Origin of the sequence: uncultured Thomasclavelia sp., from assembly GCF_944324745.1 — a bacterium.
GTDB lineage: Bacteria > Bacillota_I > Bacilli_A > Erysipelotrichales > Coprobacillaceae > Thomasclavelia.
The window spans coordinates 69,674-76,404 of sequence record NZ_CALUXO010000046.1 but is presented as its reverse complement, the minus strand read 5'-3'; the positions used below and the strand labels follow the sequence as shown (position 1 = coordinate 76,404).

The window sequence follows — 6,731 nt, the reverse complement described above, 5'->3', positions numbered from 1 at the left end:
TGCGCTACGTTATTATTAGAACTGTTGAAATCACCTTCACCATTTCCATGGAACCAGACAATTAATGAATCGGCATCACCAGCATCATAGTATTGATAATTGATGCCACCATCAACAATGACTGATTTAAATTTAGATGTTTCTACATCAATCATATTTGATATATCACATGTATAAGTTGCCATGAAACTTTCATTGTCATCAACTGTAATTGGCTTATTTTGAGTTACTGTATAAGTCAAATCAGCTGGATAATTACGAGCTGAACTTAGATAAGCTAAAGTAGCTCCTTCTGATAAATCAAAATAAACAGTTACTTGAGAACCATCAGTTTCTACTTTTACAATTTTACGATCGATATCATAATCACCATAGCTTTCAACCCCAGTTGCTTCACAAAGTTCTTTAGTTGAAGCATTGGCATGAACTGTGTAAGTATCTTTGGTTACATTACTAACCACTTTTCCTTCACCATAATCAATCGTCATTTTAGATACAACCTGACCAGCGTCAGTTACTTCAGTATATAATTGAACTGGATATGTATCTTCACCATCAATTGCAAATAATGGTGTGCAATAAGTTGTAATCATCATGGCTAAACTTACAACCATCGCAAACAATTTTTTTAGTTTTTTCATTCTATCCTTCCTTTCATGATTAAAATTCTATCATCAAAAAAAGAATTATACTTGTTGAATATCTAGAACAACCTTAATCTATTTTAAGTTTTTATTTCGATATTGTTTTGGAGTCATATTAAATACCTTTTTAAATGTTTTATTGAAAATTTGAATATTGGCAAATCCATTGTTTAAAGCTATCTCTACTATCGTATCATTACTATTCTTTAAATCGTCTAAGCTATGTTGAATTCTGACATTACTTAAATATTCAAAAATAGTAATCCCCATCTTTTTCTTAAATGCTGTTGCTAAATATGACTTATTGTAATTAATTAATTTAGCCAAATCATCAAGCGATATTCGATTTTTATAATTATAGTCCAGATATTCACATATTGATATCGCTAATTCATATAATTCATCATCATGTTTTTCCTTAGGATAATAGTTATCATCCACTAGATAAGTAGTAAACAAATCAATAATTTCTAAAACATTAATCGTACAACGGATTCCATTGTTTTGATATTTTTCCGCTATTGCCTGAAATAAATGATTAATTATTCGCTGCTTAACCGATTCATTTTTATCTATATCAAAACGTTTATCAGTTACTTTTGGACAAAGATTATCTATATAGTTGCGATCAATCAATAACATTATCCCTTCTATTCCCTTTTTAGCCTCAACAGAATGACTAACCCCAGAATTAACTAATAATAATGTTCCTTCCCTGGCTAATATTTCTTTGTTTTCCATTTTTTGAAGCTTCTCACCCTGAACGACATAGGTAATCTCAATACTGTTGTGCCAGTGTTTATCAACCTTAAAATCATGATCATAATAATTATTAGATAAATTATAAAATGTAGCCGCCTGATATTTAATTTTCTCATGTTTTTTTACCACTACACTTTGCAACATATTATTCACATCCTTTCTTACCAATAGTACCATATATTACTAACATATTTAAAATAAGACACAAATATTTTACGTATTTTTAACAAATTGTCATTTTAATGATTAATAAATAAAAATTATCTAATTGCATACTAGTCAAACTACAATTAATTCGTTATAATATTCAATGTTTTCAATGAGGTGACATATAAGTGAAAATAATACTAAGAAAGGTTAATTATTATGAAGAAAAGTATTTCAGTCGAACTAGTTGTTATCAATGCGATGATTGCTGGGATTTACGCTGTGCTCACTTTAGTAATCTCACCCATCGCATACTCACAAATCCAATTTAGATTATCAGAAATTATGGTATTTTTAGCTTTCTATAATTATCGCTATATACCAGGATTAACGATTGGGTGTATCTTAGCTAATTTATTTTCGCCACTAGGAATGTTAGATGTGGTATTTGGAACATTAAGTACCCTTTTGGTCTGCATCGCGATGTACTATGCTAAAAATCGATATTTAGCTGCAATGTTAGGGGCTATTATTACTGGTATAATTATTGGCGGTGAACTTTGGTATGCTTACCAAATTCCATTTGTTATTAATGCCATCTATGTAGCTGTCGGAGAGTTAATAGTATTGGTTATTGGTACTTTAGTGTTTAAAGTATTAGAAAAAAATAAACGTTTTATGGACTTACTTGTTTTAAAATAAGTAAGTCTTTTTTTATAAAAAACTGTATTTTAACTATTACAATAAATGTAACATTAAATAGTTTTTAAAACACAAAAAGGAGATAGCAACCTATCTCCTTTTTAATTATTTCAATCTAGCAATATCAATTAATGATGTATCACCTTTATGACGTTTTTCCAAGCTTGTAATTAATGCTTGAGCAGTATCTAATGAAGTAAAGATTGGAATTCCTGCTTCAACTGCAAATCTTCTGATTAAGAAACCGTCTTTTAAATTATTATTTCTAGTTGGAATATCTATTACTAAATCAACAGTATCTGTTAACATTAAATCAAACATAGTATTTGATTTAGCATCGATTCGATTAACTAAGTTAACTGGAATATTGTGTTCTTTTAAGAAGTTATATGTACCTTCTGTAGCATATAAATCATATCCAAACATATAATATTGTTTAGCAATTGGTAAAAATTCTTCTTTAGCAGAATCTTTAATTGTACAAATAATATTCTTTTTCTTTGGTAAATTAATACCACTACCAATAAAGGCTTTATAAATAGCTTCATCATAATCAGTTGAAATACCTAAAACTTCACCTGTTGATTTCATTTCTGGGCCTAAACTGATTTCAGCTCCTTTAATCTTTTCAAATGAGAATACTGGCATTTTAACTGCAACTGTTTGTTTTTCAGGTGCTAAACCATATTCATATCCTTGATCAGCAATTGATTTTCCCATAATAACATGAGTAGCTACATCAACTACTGGAATATCTGTTACTTTAGAAATATATGGAATCGTTCTACTAGAACGTGGATTTACTTCAATTACATATACTTGATCTTCGTAAACAATAAATTGAATATTAATTAATCCAATAACATTTAATGCTTTAGCTAAACGTTTAGTATATTCAACAATGGTATCTTTAATATGTGGTTTAATCTTTTGTGATGGATAAACTGAAATACTATCGCCTGAGTGAACTCCAGCCCGTTCAATATGTTCCATGATACCTGGAATTAAAACTCCATGTTCATCACAGATAGCATCAACTTCTACTTCTTTTCCTGATAAATACTTATCAATTAAGATTGGATGTTCTTGATATTGGCGATTAATTATCTTCATGAATTTTCTAATATCACCATCATTTAAACAAATTTCCATTCCAGCACCACCTAAAACATATGATGGTCTAACAAGAACTGGATAGCCTAATTGATCAGCAACTTTTAAGGCTTCATCTACTGTAAATACTGTTGATCCACGAGGACGATCAATACCACATTTTTCTAGAATTTCATCAAATCTTTCTCTATCTTCTGCAGCATCAACATCATCAGCTGATGTTCCTAAGATTTTTACACCCATTTCCATTAAATCTTTAGTAAGCTTGATTGCAGTTTGTCCACCAAATTGAACAATTGCTCCATCTGGTTTTTCAATATCAACGATATTTTCTACATCTTCTGGTGTTAATGGTTCAAAATATAAACGATCAGCAATATCAAAATCTGTACTTACTGTTTCTGGGTTATTATTAACGATAATTGTATCATAACCAGCTTCTTTTAACGCCCATACGCAGTGAACAGAACAATAATCAAATTCAATTCCTTGTCCAATTCTAATTGGTCCTGAACCTAAAACCATGATTTTTTTCTTATCATCTCTTGGATCTACTTCATTTACCCCACCATATACTGAATAATAATATGGTGTTGAAGCATCAAATTCAGCTGCACAAGTATCTACAATTTTATATACTGCGTGAATATTGTTATCTTTGCACATTTGTTTAATTTCAGCTTCAGATTTTCCAGTCAACTGGGCAATTACACGATTAGGGTATTCTAAGTGTTTAGCAGTCTTTAATAAATCAACTGTTAATTCTTCATTTTTTAATTGATTTTCAACTTCAATTAAATGTTTGATTTTATCAATAAACCAAATATCAATCTTAGTAATATTATGAATTATTTGTTCACTGATTCCTTGTCTTAAGGCCTCAGCAATTGCAAATAAACGATGATCATCAACAACTTCTAATTGTTTCATCAAGAATTCTTGATCTTTTCCAGCAAATTCATCTAAATGTAAATAGTAAACATTTTGTTCCAGAGATCTTAATGCTTTCATTAAAGCACCTTCAAAGTTATTACAAATACTCATAACTTCACCAGTAGCTTTCATTTGAGTTCCTAATTCTCTAGAAGCATCAACAAATTTATCAAAAGGCCATTTAGGAATCTTACAAACAATATAATCTAATGTTGGTTCATAAGATGCATATGTTTTTCCAGTTACTGCATTAACAATTTCATCTAATGTATATCCTAAAGCGATTTTAGCAGCTAATTTAGCAATTGGATAACCTGTTGCTTTACTAGCTAATGCTGATGAACGGCTAACACGAGGATTTACTTCGATTACACAATATTCAAAGCTTTCAGGATGCAAAGCAAATTGAACGTTGCAGCCACCTTCAATATTTAAAGCTGTGATAATATTTAATGCTGATGAACGTAACATTTGATATTCTTTATCACCTAAAGTTTGACTTGGTGCAACAACCACACTATCACCTGTATGGACTCCAACTGGATCAACATTTTCCATGTTACATACTGTAATGCAGTTTCCAGCACTATCACGCATTACTTCATATTCGATTTCTTTCCATCCAGAAATACAACGTTCAATTAAACATTGATTAACACGTGATAATCTTAATCCGTTAGAACAAATATCATGTAATTGAGTTTCATTATGGGCAATTCCGCCACCAGTTCCACCTAATGTATAAGCAGGACGCACAACAACCGGATAACCAATGCGGTTAGCAAATTCTAGGGCATCATCGACATGGTTAACAACGATACTAGCAGCACATGGCTCTCCAATTCTTTCCATTAAGTTTTTAAACTCTAAACGGTCTTCAGCTAATTTAATGGTATCTGTAGAAGTACCAATTGTGCGACAATTATGTTCTTCTAAGAAACCTTCATCAGCTAATGCCATTGCAATATTTAAAGCATTTTGTCCCCCTAATGTTGGTAAAATGCTATCGGGTTTTTCTTTAATAATCAGATTTTTTACTACCGGTACTGTAAGTGGTTCGATATAAACACGATCAGCAATATCTTTATCAGTCATGATCGTAGCCGGATTAGAGTTGATCAAAACAACTTCAATTCCTTCTTCTTTTAAAGCCCGACAAGCTTGAGTTCCGGCATAGTCAAATTCAGCTGCTTGTCCGATAATAATTGGTCCAGAACCAATTACTAATACTTTTTTAATTCTACTATCTTTTGGCATATTATTCTCCTTTCATCATGTTCATAAATTCGTCAAATAAAGCATCGGTATCTAAAGGTCCGGCACATGCTTCAGGATGGAATTGAACTGTTTTAATATTTTCATTTAAATATTCTACTCCTTCAATTGTTCCATCATTAACATTAATGAACCATGGTCTAGCAACTTTAGGATCGATTGAATCTTCTTTAATTACATAATTATGATTTTGAGTTGAGATATAAACACGTCCAGTATCTAAATTTTTAACTGGATGGTTAGCCCCATGATGTCCATATTTCATTTTTTCAGTTTCAAATCCATGAGCTAATGCCATCAACTGATGTCCTAAACAAATAGCAAAGATTGGTTTGTTGCTTTTAGCTAAGATTTTTAATTGTTCAATAATTTCAACGTTTTCTTCAGGATCACCAGGACCATTTGATAACATAATTCCATCATAATCTTGATCTAATAATTCTTTTGCAGGGGTACTAGCTGGATAAACTGTAACTGTACAATCACGTTTAGCTAAACATTTGGCAATATTAGCTTTAGCTCCATAATCCATTAAAGCTACTTTTTTGCTGCCATTTCCAACTGTATAAACTTGATCACATGTTGTTTTTTCAACAACACCAGTTACTTTAAAACTATGAATTCGATCCATCACTTCATCTAAGTTATCATATTGTTTAGTAGTGATCATTCCATTCATACATCCTTTATTACGGATGATTTTTGTTAAATGACGCGTATCAATTCCCTGAATTCCTGGAATATCGTGCATTTTTAAATAATCGTCTAAATCCATATTTTTTCTAAAATTACTTCCAAGCCGTGATAATTCATTGACAATAAATCCTTCGACAAAAGGTCGTTTTGATTCCTGGTCTTCTAAACAAACACCATAATTTCCAATTAAAGGATAAGTCATCACAACTGATTGACCTGCATAAGAAGGATCGGTTAAAACTTCTAAGTATCCAGTCATCGATGTGTTAAACACAAATTCGCTAACTACTTCTTTTACAGCTCCGATACTTTCACCTTCAAATACACTGCCGTCTTCTAATATTAAGTAAGCTTTCATCTTCATCCTCCTTGAACCCTTAAAAAAAACATATCAATAAGAACTGATATGTTTAATAACTAAATATAAAAAATGAGACCATACAAATATTAAATTTTTTA

At 30.9% G+C, this 6,731-nt stretch carries 4 protein-coding genes and 1 pseudogene; 1 reads left to right on the top strand and 4 read right to left on the bottom strand.

Annotated elements, in window-relative coordinates; genetic code table 11:
- Together Q0K54_RS05645 and Q0K54_RS05640 are read right to left on the bottom strand one after the other, a co-directional pair.
- Nucleotides 1–641 (bottom strand): annotated as a pseudogene (locus tag Q0K54_RS05645) (phospholipase); the annotation flags it as partial.
- A 78-nt stretch (nucleotides 642–719) separates the two neighbouring features.
- Nucleotides 720–1,550, bottom strand: coding sequence for an AraC family transcriptional regulator (locus Q0K54_RS05640; protein ID WP_294578893.1), 831 nt, complete (start codon nucleotides 1,548–1,550; stop codon nucleotides 720–722).
- 222 nt (nucleotides 1,551–1,772) lie between these two features.
- On the opposite strand from Q0K54_RS05640, the gene Q0K54_RS05635 reads away from it, so the two are divergent.
- Nucleotides 1,773–2,255 (top strand): QueT transporter family protein, encoded by a 483-nt coding sequence (locus tag Q0K54_RS05635; RefSeq protein ID WP_294578890.1) that lies wholly within the window; start codon nucleotides 1,773–1,775, stop codon nucleotides 2,253–2,255.
- A gap of 105 nt (nucleotides 2,256–2,360) precedes the next feature.
- Here the strand turns inward: Q0K54_RS05635 and carB are convergent, their stop codons facing one another.
- On the bottom strand, nucleotides 2,361–5,558 hold the full coding sequence (carB, locus tag Q0K54_RS05630; RefSeq protein WP_294578888.1) for a carbamoyl-phosphate synthase large subunit: 3,198 nt from the start codon (nucleotides 5,556–5,558) through the stop codon (nucleotides 2,361–2,363).
- A gap of 1 nt (nucleotide 5,559) precedes the next feature.
- On the bottom strand, nucleotides 5,560–6,630 hold the full coding sequence (locus tag Q0K54_RS05625) for a carbamoyl phosphate synthase small subunit (protein ID WP_294578885.1): 1,071 nt from the start codon (nucleotides 6,628–6,630) through the stop codon (nucleotides 5,560–5,562).
- Between the last annotated feature and the right edge of the window lie 101 nt (nucleotides 6,631–6,731).

Excerpts from the sequence above, each read along its gene's own strand:
- carB (WP_294578888.1), bottom strand. The coding sequence starts at position 5,558 with ATGCCAAAAGATAGTAGAATTAAAAAAGTATTAGTAATTGGTTCTGGA.
- Q0K54_RS05640 (WP_294578893.1), bottom strand. The coding sequence starts at position 1,550 with ATGTTGCAAAGTGTAGTGGTAAAAAAACATGAGAAAATTAAATATCAG.
- Q0K54_RS05635 (WP_294578890.1), top strand. The coding sequence starts at position 1,773 with ATGAAGAAAAGTATTTCAGTCGAACTAGTTGTTATCAATGCGATGATT.
- Q0K54_RS05625 (WP_294578885.1), bottom strand. The coding sequence starts at position 6,630 with ATGAAAGCTTACTTAATATTAGAAGACGGCAGTGTATTTGAAGGTGAA.